This is a genomic window from Bradyrhizobium sp. GW821-FHT13H05 (assembly GCF_058804065.1).
The window spans coordinates 614,226-635,017 of record NZ_JBXAPO010000004.1 but is presented as its reverse complement, the minus strand read 5'-3'; the positions used below and the strand labels follow the sequence as shown (position 1 = coordinate 635,017).

19 protein-coding genes are annotated in these 20,792 nt (G+C 62.4%); 11 read left to right on the top strand and 8 right to left on the bottom strand.

The window, feature by feature from the left end; all coding sequences use genetic code 11:
• Nucleotides 1-252: 252 nt before the first annotated feature.
• From AC1RR3_RS16155 to AC1RR3_RS16145, 3 genes are all read left to right on the top strand, one after another.
• A complete protein-coding gene (locus tag AC1RR3_RS16155) occupies nt 253-1,080 on the top strand; it encodes an SDR family oxidoreductase (protein WP_492824095.1) in 828 nt (275 codons plus the stop codon).
• 142 nt (nt 1,081-1,222) lie between these two features.
• Entirely contained in the window at nt 1,223-2,386 is a 1,164-nt protein-coding gene (locus tag AC1RR3_RS16150; RefSeq protein ID WP_492824094.1) for a multidrug effflux MFS transporter, read from the top strand.
• A gap of 15 nt (nt 2,387-2,401) precedes the next feature.
• On the top strand, nt 2,402-3,130 hold the full coding sequence (locus AC1RR3_RS16145; protein WP_492824093.1) for a dihydrofolate reductase family protein: 729 nt from the start codon (nt 2,402-2,404) through the stop codon (nt 3,128-3,130).
• Here the strand turns inward: AC1RR3_RS16145 and AC1RR3_RS16140 are convergent.
• Genes AC1RR3_RS16140 through AC1RR3_RS16130 form a run of 3 tightly spaced genes read right to left on the bottom strand, consistent with a single transcriptional unit; the run spans nt 3,097 to nt 5,443 of the window.
• Nucleotides 3,097-4,389, bottom strand: coding sequence for a flavin monoamine oxidase family protein (locus tag AC1RR3_RS16140; protein ID WP_492824092.1), 1,293 nt, complete (start codon nt 4,387-4,389; stop codon nt 3,097-3,099). The two genes, AC1RR3_RS16145 and AC1RR3_RS16140, sit on opposite strands and share 34 nt — an antisense overlap.
• 26 nt (nt 4,390-4,415) lie before the next feature.
• Nucleotides 4,416-5,033 (bottom strand): NADPH-dependent F420 reductase, encoded by a 618-nt coding sequence (locus AC1RR3_RS16135; RefSeq protein WP_492824091.1) that lies wholly within the window; start codon nt 5,031-5,033, stop codon nt 4,416-4,418.
• Between the two features lie 14 nt (nt 5,034-5,047).
• A complete protein-coding gene (locus AC1RR3_RS16130; RefSeq protein ID WP_492824090.1) occupies nt 5,048-5,443 on the bottom strand; it encodes a (R)-mandelonitrile lyase in 396 nt (131 codons plus the stop codon).
• Nucleotides 5,444-5,565: 122 nt separating this feature from the next.
• On the opposite strand from AC1RR3_RS16130, the gene AC1RR3_RS16125 reads away from it, so the two are divergent.
• Nucleotides 5,566-6,462, top strand: a complete 897-nt coding sequence (locus AC1RR3_RS16125) for a LysR family transcriptional regulator (RefSeq protein ID WP_492824089.1) — start codon at nt 5,566-5,568, stop codon at nt 6,460-6,462.
• A 298-nt stretch (nt 6,463-6,760) separates the two neighbouring features.
• Nucleotides 6,761-7,777: a zinc-dependent alcohol dehydrogenase family protein gene (locus AC1RR3_RS16120; RefSeq protein WP_492824088.1), complete on the top strand. Its 1,017-nt coding sequence runs from the start codon at nt 6,761-6,763 to the stop codon at nt 7,775-7,777.
• Between the two features lie 130 nt (nt 7,778-7,907).
• Here the strand turns inward: AC1RR3_RS16120 and AC1RR3_RS16115 are convergent, their stop codons facing one another.
• The 5 genes from AC1RR3_RS16115 to AC1RR3_RS16095 all read right to left on the bottom strand — a co-directional run bounded on the left by AC1RR3_RS16115 (nt 7,908) and on the right by AC1RR3_RS16095 (nt 13,743).
• Nucleotides 7,908-8,690 carry a hypothetical protein gene (locus AC1RR3_RS16115; RefSeq protein ID WP_492824087.1) on the bottom strand — a complete coding sequence of 261 codons (783 nt, stop codon included), beginning with the start codon at nt 8,688-8,690 and terminating at the stop codon, nt 7,908-7,910.
• A gap of 43 nt (nt 8,691-8,733) precedes the next feature.
• On the bottom strand, nt 8,734-9,633 hold the full coding sequence (gene folD, locus AC1RR3_RS16110; protein ID WP_492824086.1) for a bifunctional methylenetetrahydrofolate dehydrogenase/methenyltetrahydrofolate cyclohydrolase FolD: 900 nt from the start codon (nt 9,631-9,633) through the stop codon (nt 8,734-8,736).
• Nucleotides 9,630-10,490 (bottom strand): formyltetrahydrofolate deformylase, encoded by an 861-nt coding sequence (gene purU / locus AC1RR3_RS16105; RefSeq protein WP_492824085.1) that lies wholly within the window; start codon nt 10,488-10,490, stop codon nt 9,630-9,632. The genes folD and purU overlap by 4 nt, the downstream gene beginning before the upstream one ends.
• Nucleotides 10,491-10,621: 131 nt before the next feature.
• Entirely contained in the window at nt 10,622-11,242 is a 621-nt protein-coding gene (locus AC1RR3_RS16100) for a helix-turn-helix domain-containing protein (protein WP_492824084.1), read from the bottom strand.
• Nucleotides 11,243-11,259: 17 nt separating this feature from the next.
• Nucleotides 11,260-13,743 carry a GcvT family protein gene (locus tag AC1RR3_RS16095; RefSeq protein WP_492824083.1) on the bottom strand — a complete coding sequence of 828 codons (2,484 nt, stop codon included), beginning with the start codon at nt 13,741-13,743 and terminating at the stop codon, nt 11,260-11,262.
• Nucleotides 13,744-14,107: 364 nt separating this feature from the next.
• Between AC1RR3_RS16095 and AC1RR3_RS16090 the strand changes: the two genes are divergently transcribed.
• The 6 genes from AC1RR3_RS16090 to AC1RR3_RS16065 all read left to right on the top strand — a co-directional run bounded on the left by AC1RR3_RS16090 (nt 14,108) and on the right by AC1RR3_RS16065 (nt 20,479).
• Entirely contained in the window at nt 14,108-15,016 is a 909-nt protein-coding gene (locus AC1RR3_RS16090; RefSeq protein WP_492824082.1) for an ABC transporter permease, read from the top strand.
• Entirely contained in the window at nt 15,013-15,816 is an 804-nt protein-coding gene (locus AC1RR3_RS16085) for an ABC transporter permease (RefSeq protein ID WP_492824081.1), read from the top strand. Before AC1RR3_RS16090 ends, AC1RR3_RS16085 begins: the two co-directional genes overlap by 4 nt.
• On the top strand, nt 15,806-16,894 hold the full coding sequence (locus AC1RR3_RS16080) for an ABC transporter ATP-binding protein (RefSeq protein WP_492824080.1): 1,089 nt from the start codon (nt 15,806-15,808) through the stop codon (nt 16,892-16,894). The genes AC1RR3_RS16085 and AC1RR3_RS16080 overlap by 11 nt, the downstream gene beginning before the upstream one ends.
• The gene (locus AC1RR3_RS16075) at nt 16,857-17,957 is read left to right on the top strand and encodes an ABC transporter substrate-binding protein (RefSeq protein WP_492824079.1); all 1,101 of its coding nucleotides are present in this window, start codon (nt 16,857-16,859) and stop codon (nt 17,955-17,957) included. The genes AC1RR3_RS16080 and AC1RR3_RS16075 overlap by 38 nt, the downstream gene beginning before the upstream one ends.
• Nucleotides 17,958-18,053: 96 nt before the next feature.
• On the top strand, nt 18,054-20,012 hold the full coding sequence (locus AC1RR3_RS16070) for an oxidoreductase (RefSeq protein ID WP_492824078.1): 1,959 nt from the start codon (nt 18,054-18,056) through the stop codon (nt 20,010-20,012).
• Between the two features lie 215 nt (nt 20,013-20,227).
• Nucleotides 20,228-20,479 carry a DJ-1/PfpI family protein gene (locus AC1RR3_RS16065; RefSeq protein WP_492824077.1) on the top strand — a complete coding sequence of 84 codons (252 nt, stop codon included), beginning with the start codon at nt 20,228-20,230 and terminating at the stop codon, nt 20,477-20,479.
• The last annotated feature ends 313 nt before the right edge of the window (nt 20,480-20,792 follow it).

Genomic DNA, 20,792 nt, shown 5'->3' with positions numbered 1-20,792 from the left:
TTCAATACCGAACGCACTTATCCGTTCGATTCATGGATGCGACGAAGTCGGGATGCACCGGTTTTCCTGCAATCGAGCCAAAACCGCTCGTGCGGCGGCGCTCGCTTATGAATCCCAGACATATGCGTATGCCGAATTCATGAACTAGCGTGTGCGTGTGACGACGAGTAGTATCGAAGGTAAGTTAGAGACCACCAGCGACGTCGCTCTCTCGATCGCTTCGCGGTCAACAATGCACGAAAGGAAATCGTCATGAGCAGCGTCATCGTCGTCATCGGACCAGGATCTATCGGGCAGGCCATCGCGCGGCGTGTCGGCGTCGGGAAGAAGGTGTTGCTGGCTGACCTGCGCCAGGAGAACGCGGAAGCCGCGGCTGTTGTGTTGAGCAACGCCGGCTATGAGGTGAGCACCGCAACGGTCAACGTATCCTCGCGCGAATCGGTCCGTGCGCTCGTTGAAAAGGCCACCGCCCTTGGCGACGTCACCGGCGTCATCCATGCTGCCGGCGTTTCGCCGTCGCAGGCGTCGCCGGCGACGATCCTTTCGGTGGATCTCTATGGCACCGCATTGATCCTCGAGGAGTTCGGCAATGTGATCGCCCGCGGTGGTGCGGGCGTTGTCATCGCATCCCAGTCCGGGCACCGCCTCGGCGCGCTGACCGCGGAACAGAACAAGGCGCTGGCGACGACGCCCGCCGACGAATTGCTGTCTCTGCCCTTCCTGCAACTCGACCAGGTAAAGGATTCGCTCCACGCCTATCAGCTTTCAAAGCGCGGTAACTCGCTTCGGGTGATGGCCGAGGCCGTGCGATGGGGCAAGCGCGGGGCGCGCGTCAACACGATCAGCCCCGGCATCATCATCACGCCGCTGGCCAAGGACGAGCTGAGCGGTCCGCGCGCCGAGGGATATCGCCGCATGATCGACCTGTGTCCCGTTGGACGGGCGGGCACGCCCGATGAAGTCGGCAACGTCGGTGCCCTGCTTATGGGGCAGGATGGTGCATTCATCACCGGTAGCGACTTCCTGATGGATGGCGGCGTCACGGCCTCCTACTGGTTCGGCGAACTGGCTCCGCAGTAACTGACGCCGTTCATCGCACACCATGACCCACAATAACCCTACTTCGCGCGCCGCGGTTGCCGTCGTGGCGGAGCCGATCGATACTGATTCCGCGGCTGTATCTCCGCCGGCAAAACCTGATGCCCGCCGACAAGGCTGGTGGGTGCTGGGCATCCTTAGCCTCCTGATGGGCTTCGCCTCGATCTCGACGGATCTTTATTTGCCGGCCATGCCGGCGATGGGCCTGGCGCTCGGGGCCAGCAGCGGCGCGGTCGAGTGGACCGTTTCCGGCTATCTGATCGGCTTCAGCCTTGGTCAGCTCCTGTGGGGATCGATCAGCGACCGTTATGGCCGCCGTGTACCGATCGCAATCGGGATTGTGCTGTTCGTGATCGGCTCGGCGGGCTGTGCGATGGCGGGCAGCGCTCCAGCCATCATCGATTGGCGCATCGTGCAGGCGATCGGAGCATCCGCCGGCGTCGTATTATCGCGGGCTATGGTCCGTGATCTCTATGAAGGCGCACGGGCGGCGCGGATGCTGTCGACCTTGATCACGGTGATGGCGATCGCTCCTCTGCTTGGGCCGACGGTCGGCGGCGAGATTCTCGCTGTCGCCGGATGGCGCGCGATCTTCTGGACCTTGGTCGGCATCGGCTTTGCGACGCTGGTCGCCTTGCTGAGCCTCCCGGAAACACTGCCAGCCGAGCGGCGCAGCCAGGAGCCCCTGAGCGGCGCATTGATCCGCTACGGCGAATTGCTTCGTAACCGGCGACTGCTCGGCTACGCCGGCGCGGGCGGCTTTTTCTACGGCGGCATGTTCGCCTATGTCGCGGGAACGCCATTCGCCTACATCGTCTATCACCATCTGCCGGTTGAGCTCTACGGCTTGCTCTTCGCATCGGGCATCGCCGGCATCATGATCACCAACATGATCAACGCGCGCCTGGTCGGGCGCTTCGACAGTGACCGGCTGCTGGTCTATGGCACGGTGATGGCTGCCGTCGCGGCTCTTGTGCTTGCCCTCACGGCCTGGACCGATTGGGGCGGTCTTTGGGGTCTCGCCGTGCCACTCTTCGTCTTCGCATCGGCAACGGGCTTCATCGTCGCGAACTCGATCGCGGGTGCGTTGAGTGATTTTCCGGATCGGGCCGGGGCGGTGTCGGCGCTGATCGGGGCGTTGCAATACGGCAGCGGCATCATAGGCTCCGGACTGGTCGGTGCGCTTGCCGACGGCACTGCCTGGCCGATGGGGCTGGTGATTGCACTGGCTGGGCTGGGCAGTCTTCTCAGCACGCGGCTCTTGGCGTCGCCGGCCGCCACGCGATAACGAGGAGCAGCACCCATGCGCCCGAAGATCATTTGCCACATGGTGAGTTCGATTGATGGGCGGCTCATCGTCAAGCGCTGGACACCGCCGGCATCGGGGATCGACCGCGCCGCGCTCCTCGATTACTACGAGGAGGTCGCCGGCCGGTTCGAGGCCGATGGGTGGATTGTCGGCCGTAAGACCATGGAAGAACTTACCCGGAATGTCGTGCGGCGACGCACGCCGACGCAAGCTCCGAGCGCCGGGCGATTGCCGCATGTCGCCGAACATCATGGGCGAAACCTCGCGATCGCCATCGACCCGCAGGGACGAGTGCACTACGGCGCGGATAACATCGGTGGTGACCACGTCGTCGCTGTGTTGGGGGCACAGGTTTCCGATGACTATCTCGCCGAGCTGCGAGCGAGTGGGCTCTCCTACGTTTTCGCCGGGACGGACGGGCGCGATCTATGCTCGGCCATGGACACGATCGGCGAAGCCTTCCGCGTTCGCACGCTCTTGCTCGAAGGCGGTGGAGGAATCAACGGCAGCTTTCTGAAGGCGGGACTGATCGACGAGATCAGTCTGCTTGTCTATCCCGGCATCGATGGGCTTGCCGGTGTGCCGAGTATCTTTGAGTATGCCGGACGTAGCGATGAACGACCAGCGGCCGGGCTGTCGCTTCGACATCTTGCCAGCGAGACGCTTGAGGGTGGTATCGTTTGGCTACGCTACTCGGTCGAAGCCGTTTCCGGACCAAACTGAGCCTTCAGCCGTGGTGCCGCGCTGAGTTTAGTCAGGGCCGCGATGGCTTCCTCGGCGGCGCGAACGCCACTTTGATAGGCGCCATGAGCTGTCGAGAAATCGGTGACGTGTGTCGCTTCGCCGGCAAAAAACAGCCGATCGTCGAATGGGCGCGCCAATGCGAGGCGGGCGGCGGCCTCACCCGGCAGGGCGTGACTGTAGCCTCCACCAATCGTTGGCATCCCTGCCCAGTCGGACGCAATCAGGGGACGTAGGTGTTTGCGCACATCCGCGCCGAACAGCGCGGCGAGCTGATCGATCGCGCGCGCATAAGGGGCGTCGGCCCCATGGGTGTGCGCGGCGCGAGCGCCGTCTCCGCCAAGGAAGCATTCGACCACCGGCCAACCGAACGGACGGATATAGTAGGCTCCCGTCGCAGCGTCGTGCGGATCGCCCAGAACATAGGTTTCGGGCTCGAATGGGCCTTTGCGTCCGATCTCGAGGAAAATCTTCTCATTGTTGCCGAGCGGCAGGCGCGCGGCGGCATCGCGCCAGGGATCGAGCGCCGCCGGCCAGCGGATCTCATCGCCGGCAAGAACATGTGTTGAAGCGGTAATGATGACGACCCTTGGGCGGATTGTCCCTCGCGCGGTTTGGAGAACGACGCGTTGTTCATCGAGCCTCAGGGCTTCGACCGGCGTTGCAAACGACCGTCCGGCCGATCGCGGCAGGCTCGCCGCGATCAACGTTCCGTATCCGGCCGGTACGCGCCAGTTGCGATGGGTCGAGGCCGTGTCATAGGCCGCGTAGTCTTGCGCGGAGATGCGTTCCAGCTCGTCGCCGCTGATGAAGCCGCTCATCGCCTGAAGGTACGCCGTCCATCGGCCTTCAGGAACGAGCGCGTCGGCAGCGCAGTCGCTGGCCGGAGGCGTCTCGATGATCCGCTTGCCCCAGACGGCGAAGGCCTGCCTTGCTTCGGCACGATCGGAAGGTGGAAAGCCAAGATCCTGGTATTGCATACCCCAGGCGTCGGGTCCGCGGTCGATGGCGAAGCCCTGCTCCTTGGCCATGCGAGTCCATGGATTGCGGTCGGCCGAGTGCAGCCAGCCGCAACCGAGGTCGAGCGGAAGTCCCGCGACGTTGCAGGTCCAGGACCGGCCGCCGGGACGCGGCAAGGCTTCGACCAACAGCGTGTTGAGCCTGGTTTGCGCGAGGCGCTGGGCGGCACCAATGCCGGCTGCACCGGCGCCGATAATCGCAATATCGGGTTTTGCCTTCATGGCTTGCCGCGCGGCGGGTGCTTAATCTAGTGCGTGACGCCGAGCAGACGACGCAGCTCGGCGAGGCCAGTGTTGGCCCTGAAGCCCGGACCATGGCGCTGGAAGCTTCTGGCGGCGGCAAGATTGCCCACTGCCAGTGGCTCGCATCCCGCGTCGCGCACGAGCTGGACGGCAATTTCGACCGCTTCCTTGTCGTCGCCCGCGAGCGGCACGGCGAGCTTTCGGCCGCCATTGGCGGAGGTTTCGACGGCAGTGGCGTCGACGGCGCTGAAGGCGCGGACCAGCCGCGTACCTGGCAGAAGCCGGGCCGAGGTCTCGCCCACACCTTCGAGCTCGGCCTCCCCCTGAAGTGGTTCGCCGCCCCAGGGATTGCTTGCGTCAAGGACGATCTTGCCTTTGAGCGCGGCCGCATGCTCGCGACCGATGGCGGGCAGCGCGGCGTAAGGCGTTGCGACCAAAGCAACCGGACCGAAGGCCGCCGCCGCGGCCACCGTTCCGGTGCTTGCGCGGGGCCCAAGCTTGTGCGTCATGGGGGCGAGCTTCTCCGGGTTTCGTGACGAGAACAGCACCTCGTGGCCGGACTTGACCCAGGCACGTCCGACCGAACCTCCCAACCAGCCGGCACCAATCACACCAATGCGCATCTGCATTCTCCCGGTTATTTGGAGCCGCCGTACTCATCATCCGTCACCTTCTGCATCCAGGTGACCGCCGATCCGTCCTTCATCTCGGCGACGGCGATGTGCGACATCGCGCAATGAGGCGCCGCTCCGTGCCAGTGCTTCTCGCCGGGCTCGAACCAGATCATGTCGCCCGGTCTGATCTCTTCGATCGGCCCGCCTTCACGCTGCACCCGGCCGAGACCGGCCACGACCAGCAATGTCTGCCCGAGCGGATGCGTGTGCCAAGCGGTCCGAGCACCAGGTTCGAAGGTAACGGTGGCCGCGCTCAACGCGCCGCTTCCCGAGAACGGCGCGTCTACCCGCACGGCGCCCGTAAAATATGCTTCAGGCCCTTTGTTCGAAGGGTGCGAACCACTGCGTTTGATATCCATCTTCGACCTCGCGGCAAGCGCCTGCGGCATTCTGACCGCCAGCAACAGGATTCATTGTAAGCAAGATGCGTCTCGTGAATTAGCCGTTGTAAAATGCATGCGCTCATGTCCATAGTTCATGAATGCAGCGCGAAGACCTTGTCGATCTCAATGCGTTCCTGATCGTGGCCGAGGAGAAGAGCTTCACGCGCGCGGCGGCGAAGATGGGTACCTCCCAGTCGGCCCTGAGCCACACCATTCGGCGGCTTGAGGCACGGGTCGGCGTGCGCCTGCTCACCCGAACGACCAGAAGCGTTGCGCCGACCGAAGCCGGGGAGCGGTTGCTTGGTACCTTGCGGCCCGCGCTCGATAATATCGGTACTGAACTGGCATCTCTGGGTGAACTGCGCGAGAGACCCGCGGGGACCATCCGCATAACCACATCTGAACACGCGGCGAATACGGTGCTTTGGCCAGCGCTCGAACGTGTACTCCCCAGCTATCCCGACGTCCACGTCGAGCTCAGCCTCAATTCTGGCTTGACGGACATCGTGGCGGAGCGTTTCGATGCCGGTGTCCGCCTCGGCGAGGCGCTCGCGAAAGGCATGATCGCCGTGCGGATCGGCCCCGACCTGCGGATGGCGGTCGTCGGTTCACCGTCCTATTTCAAGAAGAGGCCGATCCCCAAGACGCCGCATGACCTTGCGGAGCATCAATGTATCAACCTTCGTATGCTGAGTTCTGGCGGTTTCTACGCCTGGGAGCTTGAGAAAAACGGTCGCGAGGTGCGTGTTCGCGTCGACGGCCAGCTTGCCTTCAACAGCGCAACAATGATCGTGCGGGCCGCATTGTCAGGCGCGGGCCTCGGCTTTGTGATGGAAGACACCGTCGCGGACCACTTGGCGCGCGGGCGTCTTGTGCGCGTCCTTGAAGACTGGTGTCCTCCTTTCACAGGATACCACCTCTATTACCCTAGCCGCCGCCAACCGTCGGCCGCGTTCACAATGCTTGTCGACGCGCTGCGCTACCGCAAGAAATAGCAATCCTTTATTTTCGGCGGCTCGGCCGGCAACATCCTCGCGCTGAAACCGTCAACTCACTCATGAATTCAAGTCATGAGCTTATGCGCAAGTCGATCTCTAATGCCATCGCGCGAACACTTCTAGAGTTGCTCCATCTGCTGGCCAAGACGGGATGCGGCCGGGCCTCGGCTTGAAATGACGAATGGCCGATCACGGCCGCTTTCGGTTTCAGCAGGACCGGCGCGTCAGACGTTCGCCCTCCCGGCGATCGGGCGACCTCTGACGAGGCCAACGCAATGAAGTTAAGGAGAAAGAGATGCTGGGAACAATCATGCATGGACCGCGCGATGTGCGTTGCGAGGAGGTCCCCGAACCGAAGATACTCCATCCGACTGACGCCATCATTCGGCTGTCGGCGACCTGCATCTGCGGCTCGGACCTGTGGCCCTTCCGCGGCCTGAACGAAATCACCTCGCCGCTCTCGATGGGGCACGAATATTGCGGCATTGTCGAAGAGGTCGGCAGTGCGGTCACCACCGTTCGGCCGGGGCAGTTCGTGGTCGGCTCGTTCTGCATCTCCGACAACACCTGCCCCCATTGCCGATTCGGCTTTCAGTCGTCCTGCGAGAAGCGCGAGTTCATGACCGGTGCGCAGGCGCCGCTTGCCCGTGTGCCGCTTGCCGACGGCACGCTGGTCGCAACCGCGGAGCTGCCTTCGGACGATTTGATCCCGAGCCTGCTCGCGACATCCGACGTTCTCGGCACCGGCTGGTACGCAGCCGATGCGGCGCGCGTGCAACCCGGTTCGACCGCCGTCGTCGTCGGCGATGGCGCGGTCGGCCTCATGGGGGTCCTCTCCGCAAAACAAATGGGCGCTGGTCGCATCATCGCAATGAGCCGGCATAAAACACGCCAGAATCTGGCCCTCGAATTCGGCGCGACCGATATCATCTCGGAGCGCGGTGATGAGGGGGTGGCCCGGATCAAGGAGCTAACCGGCGGGGTCGGCGCGGATTCTGTTCTCGAATGCGTCGGCACGCAGGAATCCATGATGCAGGCGATCAATTGCGCGCGTCCTGGCGGCTCTATCGGGTTTGTCGGCGTGCCGCATGGCGTCCAGCTCGACGGGCAAGGATTGTTCTTTGCTCAAAAGAATCTGCTGGGAGGTCCTGCTCCCGTGCGTCGGTTCCTTCCGCATCTGTTGGGCCTCGTGCTGGAGCGCAAGATCGAGCCCGGCAAGGTCTTCGACCTGACGCTACCGCTCGCCGACGTGGCGGAGGGGTACCGCGCGATGGACGAGCGGCGCGCGATCAAGACGCTTCTTCGCGTCTGATCGCCGACGTTCTGACACAGAGAGAAAGCGTGGCGGCTCCGGCTCGGACGCACCGCGTCCGACCGGACTGCCACGGATCATCACTTAGACGGATATCGAGCGGGTGACGCGCCAGCCTGTTGCGTCCAGTTTAGCTCAGGCCGGCTGACGCCAGGCGCATCAAGGCTTCGGGAACGCCGACGCGCCGGTAGGACTCGGTGACGAGGCCATCATTCCTCAAATCCTGGCGGCGCTTCTCGACGAAGGCTCGCTCTTCGTCGGTCACGTCGTGCTCACGTTTGCGCAGCCATTCCATGTACGACGGGTCGACCTCCTTGACCGGCCTAGCCGCTGTGGATACCGAAGGCGGCCTGTTGTCGGTGTAGCGGGGTCGCAAGACGCTGTTCGGATTGTACTCCGTCCGCGTGTCGTTGCCGGCGATGACGAGATCGGGATCGGTGACTCGCCCCGACGGGCTGTAGACGAATGCCGACGTAATCCGGTCGAGTGCCGCGTCGACTTCTTTGGGACGATGGATGACGTCTCGCGGTTGCCGCTCCGGAACGGCCAGCCGCGTGATGCCGCGATCGTTGATGGCGTCGAGGACCTCGCGATGGTCGAGCGAGGTGATGATCTCGCGCCGCGCTGGCCAGAAATCATAGGGCGCGTGAGCGCCATAACCCCTGCCGATGTGAAAGGCATAGATTTCCGGGTAGACCGTCAGCTCGGTCCGACGGCTCGGCTTGATGTCGTAGAAGGAGGTGATGGCGATCTGGAGCAGATGAGTGGCGCCGATGCCGCCAAGAGCTTCGTCGATCACCAGGCCGAACCGGTCGTGCGGATTCCAGTTCGGCAGCACTTCGGCGATCGAAGCCGGCTTTCCCTCGATCGCCACGTCGAACATGTCCGCCTTCAGTAATTTCACGACATGCATTTCGTGCCTCCTGGAAGTGCGTCGAGCGCGCGACTGATTGCCGCTAGGAGACGTCGCGCTGCCAGGCAGGGCTCGGCAACGAATGTAACCGCGCGGCTGCCTCCACCGTGTTGCGCAAGAGGCAGGCGATGGTCATGGGGCCGACGCCACCCGGCACCGGCGTGATGGCTCCCGCCACTTTGCTGGCTTCATCGAACGCGACGTCGCCGAGGAGCCTGGTCTTACCCTCGTCCGTGGTGATTCGATTGATGCCGACATCAATGACCAGCGCGCCAGGCTTGATCCAATCGCCGCGCACAAACCGCGGTCGACCAACCGCGGCGACGAGGATGTCCGCCCGCCGACAAACGTCAGGCAGGTTTTTTGTGCGAGAGTGGGCGACCGTCACCGTGCAGCTCGCCCGCATGAGCAACTGCGCCATCGGCTTGCCGACGATGTTCGACCGTCCAATCACCACGGCATCCAACCCGGCGAGATCCGGGCGTATCGACCTCAGCATGAGCATGCAACCAAGCGGGGTGCAGGGGACAAGGCTCGGCGCGCCCGTCGCGAGACGGCCGACATTGCTCGGATGGAAGCCGTCGACGTCCTTTGCAGGCTCGATCGCCTCGAGAATTTTCTGCGCGTCGATGTGAGCCGGGAGAGGCAGTTGAACGAGGATGCCGGAGACACGCACATCCGCATTGAGCTGTGCGATCAGTGCAAGCAGGCTTGACTCATCGATGGACGCCGGCAGGGCATGGTCGAATGAGACGATGCCGGCGCTGCTCGCCTGACCGATCTTGTTGCGGACATAGACTTGGCTCGCAGGATCGTCGCCGACGATGACAACAGCCAGTCCCGGGCGCACGTTCCGACGGACCAGATCGGCGGCGGCTTCGGCGACCTCTGCGCGGAGACGGGCGGCGAATTCCTTGCCGTCGATGATTTGAGGCTCGCTCATGGGAATATCACCGTCCGATTACCGCTCAGGAGGACGCGGCGCTCGACGTGGAGTCGTACGGCACGGGCTAGAACGGCGGCCTCGACGTCGCGGCCGGCCGCGACGAGATCCTCCGGCTCGAGCGAATGCTCCGCGCGCGCGACATCCTGTTCGATGATCGGACCTTCATCCAGATCGGCCGTCACGTAGTGCGCGGTTGCGCCGATCAGCTTCACGCCACGGGCGTGAGCCTGATGATACGGTTTGGCGCCCTTGAAGCTGGGGAGGAAGGAATGATGGATGTTGATCGCCCGGCCTTCGAGGTTTCGGCAAAGCTCGTCGGAGAGGACCTGCATGTATCGCGCGAGCACGACGAGGTCGACGCGCTCCTGTCGCACGATTTCGAGCAGGCGCGCCTCCTGGACGGCTTTGGAATCCGGAGTAACCGGCAGATGATGGAAGGGAATATCGTAGGAAGCGGCGAGCTTGTAGAAGTCCCGATGGTTGGAAACGATCGCCGGGATCTCGATGCTCAGCGCGCCGGTGCCGTAGCGAAACAGCAGATCGTTGAGACAGTGCCCGAACCGCGAGACCATCAGAAGCACGCGCGGCTTCACCTTGCAGTCGTGGATCCGCCAACTCATGGCGAACTCGCCGGCAACCGGCGCGAACGCGTCCGTCAACGTGGCGGGTGCGACCGGGGATTGCGCGGCAAAGGAGACCCGCATGAAGAAGGTCTGGGTCGGGCGTTCGAGGAACTGGGCGCTGTCGAGAATGTTGCAGCCGTTCGCTACGAGGAAGCCCGAGACGGCGTGGACGATTCCGATCCTGTCCGGACAGGAGAGCGTCAACACATAGTCGGGGAGCGGTGCTGCCATCGTCGCGATTCCAGCCGTTGTTGCAGAGGAAAGAGATTTCGGATCGGAGGGCGGCGTTGGCCGAGTGGACCTGGGCTGCGCATTCCGCGCCTTGCGGACGCCGCCCCGTGGTCTCTCGGGCATCGAGAGGCTCAATAGTGAGGTGGCGTAATGATCCAGACGACCTTGGTCGGGATCTCGGATGGATTTGCACAGCGGTGGACGTCGGTGCTCTTGAAGGAGAAGCTGTCGCCCTCTTCGAGCCGATAGAACTGGCCGGACACCCAGAGATCGAGCGTCCCGGAGAGAACCAGCCCTGCCTCGACGCCATCGTGGCTGTAGTCGCCACTGTCGGCGCCCGGCTCGATAGTGCTCAGCAGGACCTCGAGCGGACCCGACAGGTTGGGTGACAGCAGCTCTTCGGTGATGCCGAGCCCGGTGAAGGTGAGGCGGCGTCGATTTCCCCGTCGCACCACGACATCGCGCTCCTCCGGGGGACTGGCGGTGTCAGTCTGGAAGAACCAGTTCATGTGAACGCCGAGGACGTCGCTGATCTTCTTGAGGACCCCGATCGGCAGCTTCGATTGGTTGCGTTCGATCTGGCTGAGGTATCCGACCGATATGCCTGCCTCCGCCGCCACATGCTGCAACGTGACGCGCTTTGCCTTCCGCAGATCGCGAAGCTGTGCCCCGATATCCAGCTCATGATCGAGTTGGTCCTCCGCCACGAGGGGACTGGACTTGTCGGCCATTTGCAACTTGCGAACTGCCATGTCTTTCCTCTGTCTTGTCAGGCGACGGCGAGAGCCGATTCAGCGGCCTCGCCGAGATCCCTCACCCGCAAATTGGTCGGGTCATAGAACGGGCGCAGCGATACCTTTGCAGGGATGCGTTCTCCCGCCACTTCTATCTCATATGTTCCGCTGTTCACGAAGGCTGCGTCCACAGGATTGCCGCCGTTGTCGATGTAACCGAGGCCAAGCGGCTTGCCGATCGTGTGGCCGAACATTCCCGACGTGATGCGCCCCAGGAGCTTGCCGTCACGCCAGATCGGCTCATTGTGGTAGAGAAGCCGTCCGGGGTCGCTGAGTGCCACATGAACCAGACGCCGCTTCAGACCGCCTTCCTTCTGGCGAAGCAGCGCGTCACGTCCGATGAAGCCGCCGGCCTTGTCCCAGGCGACGGTGAAGCCCAGTCCGGCCTCCAGGGGCGTGTCTTCGTCGGTGATGTCGTGGCCCCAGTGGCGGTAGGCTTTTTCCATGCGCAGCGAATTCAGGGCGTGGTAGCCGGCCAGCCGAAGGCCGAGATCCCGCCCGGTTTCCGTGATCCGGTCATAGACGCCCTGTACGAATTCGGTCGGCACGTATAGTTCCCATCCAAGCTCGCCGACATAGGTGATGCGGCTTGCTCGGACCCGCGCATAGGCGAGATCGATCACTTGTGAGGTCGCGAAGGGGAAGGCCTCGTTCGAAAGGTCGGCGTCCGTCAGGCGCGACAGGAGCTGGCGCGACCTGGGTCCCATCACACCGAGCACCGCCTGGGCGGACGTGGAATCGAAGGCGATGGCCCGCGCCCCGTCGGGGATGTTCCGGCGCAGCCAGGCGAGGTCGCGTGTCTGGGTCGCTGCGGCCGTCACGATCAGGTACCGGTCCTCGGCCTCGCGTGTAATCGTGAGGTCGGCCTCGATCCCGCCGCGTTCGTTCAGCCATTGCGTGTAGACGATCTTGCCGACTGGAACCGCGACGTTATTGGCGCAGATGCGATTGAGGATCGCTTCCGCATCCGGCCCCTCCAGCACGTACTTGCCGAACGAGGACTGGTCGAAGAGGCCGACGGCATTACGCACAGCTGCATGTTCCGCACCTGAATGGTCGAACCAGTTCTGGCGTCCGTAGCTGTACTCATATTTCGGTTCGACGCCCGGCGGCGCGTACCAATTCGGCCGCTCCCATCCGGCAACCTCGCCGAAGCAGGCGCCGCTGGCAAGGAGGCGGTCATGCAGCGCGGAGCGGCGCACGCCTCGCGCCGTCTCCGGCTGCCGGAACGGCCAGTGCATCGCGTAGAGCAGGCCGAGCGCCTCGACTGTGCGGTCTTGAAGGTAGCTGCGATTGCGCTGGAACGGCATCACGCGGCGGATGTCGACATCCCAAAGATCCATCGGCGGATGGCCATCGACAATCCAGTCGGCCAGCACCTTGCCGGCTCCTCCCGCAGACTGGATGCCGATCGAATTGAAGCCGGCCGCGACGAACAGATTTCGTACCTCGGGCGTTTCGCCGAGGAGGTAACGGTCGTCGGGCGTAAAGCTCTCGGGGCCGTTGAAGAAGAGCTGGATGCCGGCAGTCTCGAGCGCGGGCACGCGCCGAATCGCGGCTTCGAGCAAAGGCTCGATATGTTCGAGATCGTCGGGCAGGGAGTCGAAGGAGAAGTTTTCCGGGATACCCTGCATGCCCCATGGCTTGGCCACGGGTTCGAACCAGCCAACAAGAAGCTTTCCGGCATCCTCCTTGAAATAGGTGCAGGCATCGCCATCCCGCAGCACCGGAAGATGGCGGGGCAGCCCCGGGATCGGTTCGGTCACGATGTAAAAGTGTTCGGCGGCATGAAGCGGTACCGTCGTCCCGGCGGCCGCGCCAAGCCGATGCGCCCACATTCCCGCGGCATTGACGACGACATCAGCTTTGATGTCGCCGACGCCGGTCCTTACCCCAACGGCCCTGCCGCCCTCGACGATGATCTCCTCGACCTTGACGTTCTCGAAGATGCGCGCGCCACGCGCCTTGGCGGCCTTCGCCAAGGCCTGGGTCGTGTCGATCGGATTGGTCTGGCCGTCCTTGGGAAGATGCACGGCGCCAACGAGGTCTTCCGTCACCATGAAGGGCCAGAGTTCGCCGGCACGCTGGGGAGTTAGAACCTCGACATCGAGTCCGAAGCAGCGCGCCATGGATGCGCCGCGCTTCAGCTCCTCAAAGCGCCCTTCATTGGTGGCCAGCGCCAATGATCCAATTTGCAGGAAGCCGGTTGCCTGGTCGGTTGCCTTCTCGAGAGAGGCATAGAGTTCGGTGGTGTATTGGGCCAGACGCGTCAGGTTGTGCGTTGCCCTGAGCTGCCCCACGAGGCCAGCGGCGTGCCAGGTCGTTCCCGACGTCAGCTGCTTGCGCTCCAGCAAGACGATATCGGTCACGCCACGCAAGGTGAGGTGGTAGGCGATGCTGCATCCAACGATGCCACCACCAACGATGACCACCTGCGCTGCTCGGGGTATTTCGGCCACCGGGGGAATCCTTGTCCATGCGTGTCGACGATGCGTCGCCGTGAATATTAAGTCCAAAATTTCATATTTGTGAATACATTTTTTTGAAACGGTGTCCTCGTTGGCACGGACGCGCGTCGAGAATGGAGCGCTCAAGGTTGTGCTGACGTTTCCAAAGCGCTCGCCTTCAATCGGACCATCGCTATTCTCGAAATTAAATACTCCAATATCGTCAGTGTGTTGGTTCTATTTCTCCAGCGCTGCGGCTATCGTCACTTAGAAAGCGTATGAATTTTATGTTGTCAAATTATCACCTTTGTGAAAAACTTCAGTATATTTTCACGTGCTGCAAGCGCGAAACGCGCTATCGAAGAGGAAGTGAAGCGTGTCCCTTGCCTCTGCTGCCGATAAGCACGGAGCGTCCGCAACAGACCACCGCACGCCGCCGTCGCTGACGCGACGTTTCCGAGAGCCGCTCGTTACATTGGCACTCCTCGGCCCCGTCCTGATCTTTCTGGCAGCCTGCTTCATCATTCCTTTGATTGGGCTCCTGAGGATCTCCTTCTCGGCGCCGGCGGGCCCGCTTTCGGCCTATCGCGCGATCGTGGCGACCGCCGTCTATCGTGAGGTCTTCCTCAATACCTTCGTTCTCGCGCTCAACATCGCGACCCTCTCGGTCCTGTTCGCGTATCCAACCGCCTACATGCTATCGCGGCTAAAGGGCTTCGCGCTGACTCTCGCGTTTTGGTGCGTACTCCTTCCGCTCTGGATCAGTGTGCTGGTTCGCACCTTCGCGTGGATCCTGCTGCTGGGGCAGAACGGACCGGTCAACAACATCCTGGTGGCGAGCGGGCTGGTGGGGCAGCCCCTACAATTCCTCTTCAACAGCGCCGGCGTCTATATCGGCATGCTGCATGTGCTGATGCCCTATGCACTGCTACCGATCTACAGCGCGATGCGAAGCGTCGATCCGCGGTTACTCCAAGCGAGCGAGGGGCTTGGCGCAAGTCCACTCCGAACCTTCGCGCAAGTCTATCTGCCACTGACTTTGCCGGGCCTCGCGGCTGGCTTCCTACTGGTCTTTCTGATGGCGTTGGGTTTCTTCGTCACCCCGGCGCTTCTGGGCGGCATCAAGAACCTGACGGTCGCGATGCTCATCGACCTTTTCGTGACCGAGCAACTGGTTTGGCCGCTCGCCGCGGCCGCGGCGTTCTGGCTGCTCCTGGTCGTGCTCGTTCTGGTCGTCCTGGCGAGCCGCTTCATCAACGTGACCGCCACGGTTGTAGCCCGATGAACCGCATTCCGCGCGTTGCCGCGTACACCGTCGGTTCGGCCGTCATCGCCTTCCTGATCTTACCTATCCTCGCGGTTGTCCCTGCGTCATTTAACCACGCGAGCTTCATCAGACTGCCTCCGGACACCGTGTCGCTGCGCTGGTACCGCGCTTTCTTCGCCGACAGCGAGTGGTACAGCGCATTGCTGACGAGCCTCGAAGTCGCCGCGCTGGCAACGTTGTTGTCCGTCGGCCTCGGGACCGCTGCGGCCCTTGGCTTGGAACGGATCTCGCCCGGCAAGCGGGCGATCGTCACGGGCCTCGTGATTTCGCCGATGGTCGTGCCGGTCATCATGACTAGCATCGCGCTGTATTACGTGATGCGCCCCTTGGGCCTCCACGGGACGCTCGTCGGCCTTGCACTGGGACACACTTTGCTCGCGCTGCCGTTTGTGGTCGTCAACGTCGGCCTCGCGCTCAGGAGCGTTGATCCCATTTGTCTTCGCGCAGCTGAAGGACTTGGTGCTTCTCCAGTGAGGGTATTTCTGACGATTACGCTACCCTTGATCATACCGGGGCTGGCCGGCGGTGCGGCCTTCGCTTTCATCACATCCTTCGACGAGGTTGTCGTGTCGATCTTCCTTGCGGGCGTTCAGGCAAAGCCCTTGTCCGTGAAGATGTGGGAGACGATCCGCGTCGAATTCACGCCGGTGACAGCCGTGGCTTCGACCATTTTGTTGGTGGTCACCTTGGTCGTGTTCGCGGCCGTCAAACTGCTGGCCGAACGGCGCCAAGGTCGGGAGAATCTCAATGCAGGCTGAAACCTTTACTCTCAGTTTTCGTGATGTCGCCAAGACGTTCGACGGTGTCCGGGTCCTGCACCCGCTATCGCTGGACATAGCCGCCGGCGAATTCGTGACCCTTCTCGGCCCCAGCGGATCCGGCAAGACGACCTTGCTCAACATTGCCGCAGGCTTCATCACGCCGGACCAAGGCTCGCTATCGATTGGTGCCACCGACATTACGGCGCTGGCTCCGCGGAAGCGCAACATAGGCATGGTCTTCCAGAACTATGCACTCTTTCCTCATATGAGCGTTTTCGACAATGTCGCCTACGGGCTCCGCGCGCGCGGCGTTTCCGTTGCCGACATCAAGAGCCGCGTCGGCCGCGCGCTTGAGATGGTCAGGCTGGAGGCCTTGGGAGCGCGAAGCATTCGGCAGCTGTCGGGCGGTCAGCAACAGCGCGCGGCGCTGGCGCGCGCATTGGTGATTGAACCTTCCGTTCTGCTGATGGACGAGCCGCTCGGCGCTCTCGATCGGCAATTGCGCAAGCACGTTCAGCTCGAGATCCGCCGCCTCCATCGCGAGTTCCGAAGAACCACGCTCTTCGTTACGCATGATCAGGAAGAAGCCCTGGCGATGAGCGACCGCATTGCCGTCATGCGCGACGGACGGATCGAGCAGATCGGCCGGCCGAACGATCTCTATCAGAAGCCCGCGAATTTCTTCGTCGCGTCGTTTCTCGGCGAGTCGAACATCCTCGAGGGCCGCGTCACCGAAATTTCCGGCGGCGTGGCGCGCATCGACGTACCGAGTCTCCAAATGGACGTGCTGGGCGATGCCGCGCCGGGCGTTGTGGTCGGAGCGGAGGCTGCCGCGCTCATCCGGCCCGAGGCCGTCTCGCTGGCTGCTTCAGACGCAGACGGTCTTCCAGCCGATATCCGGGAAGTCGTGCATTTGGGTGAGATCCTCGCGATACGGCTTGCTTTATCGTCCGGGCAGGATTTCTGGCTGCGTTGTTTCTCCGGCGTGGACGTGCCGGACGGTGGCCGCGCAGCACGGCTCACCTGGCGGGCACAGGATGTCCGCATCGTTCCGCTCCAATCACCGCAACCGTAGGAGAACTGCCATGCATACCAGACGTCAGACACTCCAACTTCTCGGCGCAGCCAGTGCCACCGGACTGCTCGGGGTAACTCAAGCCAGGGCACAAGGACGCCCGTTCACCTTCTGCTCCTTCGGCGGTGCGTCCGGCGGCGCTATGAAGGCCGCGTTCATGGATCCGGCATCCAAGAAATTTGGAGCTCCGATCGCCAACGTGTCGCCGACCAACTACGCTAAAGTCAAAGCGATGGTCGAAGCCAAGGCCGTCGAATGGGATCTCGTCGACGTCGGAGGTCAGTTCATATTCCAGGGACGCGATCAGGGTCTGCTCGAGAAGCTCGATTACTCCATCATCGATGCGTCGAAGCTCGATAAGAGGTGGGTCAGCGAGTACGGCATCTACACGTTCGTCGGCGCCACGGTCTTCGCTTACAATACGAAGGCTTTTCCTGAAGGGAAGGCGCCAACCTCGTGGAAGGACTTCTGGAACGTCAAGGATTTTCCCGGACCGCGCTCGCTCTATACGCGCATGTGGTACAACTATGAGGCCGCGTTGCTGGCCGCGGGTGTGCCCCGCGACCAAGTCTATCCAGCGACGGACGACAAGGTGAAGCTTGCCTTCGACAAGCTGAGAGAGATCAAGCCGCACGTAAAGGTGTGGTGGTCGACAGGTGCCCAGCCGGCGCAGCTTCTTTCATCCGGTGAGGTTGCGCTTGCTTTGGCCTGGAGCGGTCGCATCCTCGACGTGATGAAGGAAAATGCCCCTGTCGGATTTACCTACAAGGACTCGCTTGCGTGGGGCGAAGCCTTTGTCGTTCCGAAAGGTACGCCGAACCGCGATCTCGCGATGAAGGTGATCGACTATTGCATCAGCGACGAGGCGCAGTCGGCCCTATTGCCACAGGAAGTCTACGGTCCAGCGCTCGCTTCCGCTGCTGCAAAGGCAAGTGCGGCGCAGGCCAAGATCTTCGTCTCCCATCCGGACAATCTCAAGGATGCCTGCATCATCAACGACGAAGAGGTCGCGAAGTACGCCACAAAATATGAGGAAGAATGGAAGAAATTCCAGCTCTCCTGATTGTGGGCGCCGGGCTTGCCGCCCGGCGCACCGTCCATCTCTGCCTTGAATGGCATTCGCAGTGCCGGCCAAACCGGACAACGAAGGCACAATAGAATGGCTACCTTCGAGCGTTTGTTCTCGCCTCTAACGCTACGCAAAACCGAGATACGAAACCGCATCCTCTCGACCGGACATCAGACCAATCTGGCGCAGGGCGGGGTCCCGGGAGATGATCTTGCTGCCTATCACGAAGCGCGGGCTCGCGGCGGTGCCGGCCTGATCATCGTCGAGTCGGCCCGGTTTCATGAAACCGCGTTGAGCGATTCCTCCGAACTCAACGTCAGTCACGATGATTGCATTCCGGGCTATCGAGGTATCGCTGAAGCCGTGCACCGGCATGGGGCGAAGGTCTTCGGGCAGCTTTCGCATGCCGGGCGCGTTTCGAAACGCATGCGGGGAGGACTGCGCGACGTCGCCTATGCGCCGTCGGCCGTCCCCGACAATCGCTTCCATACCATGCCACGGGCAATGCCGCTGGACCTGGTGGAGGAGATCGTTGCCGCTTGCGGGATGGCAGCAGGCCGCTTTGCGCAAGCTGGGCTCGATGGCGTCGAACTGGTGGCGAGCCATGGGCTTCTGTTCGCCCAATTCCTCAATCCGATGACGAACCGGCGTACGGACAAGTATGGCGGTAGCCGTGAGAACCGGATGCGCTTCGTCACGGAATGCCTTCGCGCGGTCCGTGTCAATGTAGGCGATGATCTCGTGGTCGGCATGCGGATCTCCGTGGAAGAGATCGAGGCCGATGGTCTCGATGCCAACGAAGTCATTGCAATAACCAAAGAGCTGGCTGCGCGCGGTGCGCTGGACTACATCAACACGACCATCGGTTCGATGGCAGGTCCTGGCGGATCAGTCCATGTCGTACCGCCGATGGACATCAAGCCGGCCTATGTGGCGCCAAAGGCCGGGGCCCTGCGTGCGGCGGTCGGATTGCCGGTGTTCGTGGCCGGCCGCATCAATCAACCTCAAATCGCGGAGGAGGTTCTTGCTGCCGGTTTGGCCGACATGTGCGGAATGACCCGGGCCATGATCTCCGACCCCGATATGGCAAATAAAGCCAAGGCCGGACAGCTAGATGACATTCGCGCCTGCATCGCGTGCAACCAGGCCTGCATCGGCCATTTCCAGGCCGGCTTCTCGATTTCCTGCATCCAGAACCCGGTCACGGGGCGCGAGCGCAGGCTGGGACCCGCCGTGCCTGCGGCCGTGCGCAAGTCCGTGCTCGTGGCCGGCGGCGGACCGGCCGGCATGAAGGCAGCGGTGACGGCAGCTGAACGCGGTCATCGCGTCGTTCTCTGCGAAAGCGCGAACCGTCTCGGCGGGCAGGCGCTGCTTGCGCAACTCTTGCCGGATCGCGCCGAGTTTGGCGGCTTGATCACCAATCTCGAGCAGGAACTTCATCGACTCGGTGTCGACATCCGCCTGAACACTGCCGTCGACAAGGCCTTGGCCGAGCGGCTGGCCGTCGACGTTGTGGTCATAGCTACTGGCGCCACGCCATATGCCCCCCCGATCGAGGGGCGGGAGGACGCGCATGTTGTGGAGGCCTGGGATGTGTTGACCGCTCGCGCAAACCCGGGTTCGAAGGTGCTCATCGCCGACTGGCGCTGCGATTGGGTGGGCATGGGGCTTGCCGAAAAACTCGTTCGCGACGGACGTCACGTCCGTCTCGCCGTCAACGGAACCCACGCCGGTCTGAATCTTCAGACGTATCTGCGTGATTCCTGGGAGGCAAAGCTGCACGCGCTCGGCGTCGAAATCATTCCCCATGCACGCATCTACGGTGTCGACGCCGATACGGTCTATCTTACGCACACCATTTCAGGCTCGCCGATCATCTGCGAAGATGTCGAGACAGTGGTGATGGCCGCAGGCCATGAATCCGTGACAAGCCTAGAACAGGAGCTTGCGTCATGGACCGGCCAAATCTACCTCGCGGGTGATTGCCTGTCGCCACGCACCGCGGAGGAAGCGGTCTACGAGGGCCTGCTTGTAGGGCGGCAGATATGATGGGTGATCCAGCTGAGATCATCAAGTGATCCGCGGGACGTTCCCAAGGGTCGCGTCGGAACATCGAGCGCAGAGGTCGATCAACCGACGCGGGTCATGGGGCACGGACAGGAGATATCATCCGTTTGTGCCAACATCTCAAATGGCCACAATAAGCGAATGTCGGTATCGCTGGTTGCGCCTCCCCGCAACTCGATGGGACGGGGACACCTGCGATGCTTCTCCTGCTACCCAGCCTTGGAGATCCGCTGACGCCTGAAGAGGCCAAGCCCTTCACGGGCTTTCTGCTTCAACATCATCGTGCTGGAGCCGTACTCGGCTCCGTTTGTGCAGGGGCTTTTCTGCTCGGCGAGACCGGATTGCTAACGCGCCAGGCAGTCACGACTCATTGGACCCACGCTGATCTGTTCAGGTCGCGATTTTCTGAGGCACAGGTCGATGCCATCGATCAGGGTACGTTCAATTGACCAAGCTGATGCTCAAGGCGCAGTCGGCTTGCATGTGATTTTGCGGCGAGGCGCTTCCATTCCTCTAGATATGTGCAAACGTACTCTGCAATCACCTTCGGCGCGCGCAACACGGCCTTTAACCCGTTAGAACTGCACTTTCCACGGTGTCCAAATAGAAAGTCTTGGCGTCAGGACACGTGCCGCTCTCCGTCGCAGCCGAGCAGCTAATTCTCGGGTTGGTAGGGCTGGTTGCCCTCCACAATTGACGTTTTTAGATCTCGACAGCTCAGCGGCCGGCAGGACTTAGCCAAAACGATCTGACGGCACTTGC